The 1,197-nt window shown below is 48.4% G+C and carries 1 protein-coding gene; it reads right to left on the bottom strand.

The genetic code is table 11. From position 1 onward, the window contains the following. Positions 1-224: 224 nt before the first annotated feature. A partial coding sequence (locus MJD61_13650; protein MCG8556316.1) for a hypothetical protein occupies positions 225-1,197 on the bottom strand: 973 nt, incomplete at its 5' end.

Raw genomic sequence — 1,197 nt, 5'->3', positions numbered from 1 at the left:
CCTGGCTGAAAAACTGCTCCGCGTCCTGATACTTGCCTTCGCTGAATGCTTTTTGGCCAGCTTGAAGAAGATCAACATCTTCTGCCAGGGCAATCCCGGAAAATATCGTTGCCAGACCGATCATCAATAAAGCCCCTATGGGAGAAATATTTTTCATATAACGTAGTCCTCAGTTCGGAAATATCGTTTACTATGCCGGAATCCAAATTGAAAAGCGACTTTAATTAGCGGGAAATGTGGGTTGATTGAAGTTTACGAAAGGCGAATATCGCCATCCCTGAAACCTGCAAAAGGGCGAAGTAAATCACTATCCACTGACTGGCGGGAAACTCCGGTTTTTCCGGCCAGTACACCCATGTCAGTGCAGAGCCCCATACCAGCAGTGGCGCCCCCAGACTCAGATATTTCAGGCCCCACCTGCCCCCTTTAAGCCAAATCCACATATTCAAGACACTGATAAAAACCACAAAAAACAGTACGCCCTCCACCGGATCGGCGCTGCGAATTCCCTTTTGCGCCAATTCCTGGTGAACTTTTTCCATTTCTGCCAGCTCTTTCAGAGCCACACAACTGGGTTGCCCTTTTTCCGGGTGGCTTTCGCAATCGAACTGAAATAGCTCTCGCGCCCGGTACCACTTTCCGGCCTGCTCGTATCCCTTCGCCAGATGATAACAGGGGCCATAATTGGCGGGATCGGGTGGACGAAAATGATTCCGGCACAAGGGTTCCAAATGGCGTGCCGCTTTCTCCATTTCGACTAATTTTAAATACTCCTGCCCCAAATAAAAACAGATAGCAGGCTTTTCCTCTCTACAGCGGGTCTCCAGAGGAGCAGCTTCCTCATCGAGGCGGTTCATTTTCCAGGCCAGGTTCAGTAGTGGAGTGCAGGCACGCAAGTGACCGGGACTGGGATGTTTTCTGCATGCAGTGCGATAGAGCTCCAAAGCTCGTTCCTGACGTCCGGATTTCTCTTCCTTAATCCCCAGGGCGAGGCAATAGATGGTTTTTCCTTTGAAACATTGTTGGCGTGCCTGGTTGTCGCTCAACTCTTTTTCATCAGCATAGGTACAGCACACCGATACTAATGAAAGAGTAATTGTCAAAACAGCGTATTTTAAACAATTGAACCCAACCGCACGGAACAAACAACATGAAATCCGGAATGATAGCCGGATATTCAAATATTTGTATGGATTG

Source organism: Pseudomonadota bacterium (assembly GCA_022361155.1).
Classification (GTDB): domain Bacteria; phylum Myxococcota_A; class Polyangia; order Polyangiales; family JAKSBK01; genus JAKSBK01.
This window is presented reverse-complemented; position numbering and strand designations above follow the sequence as displayed.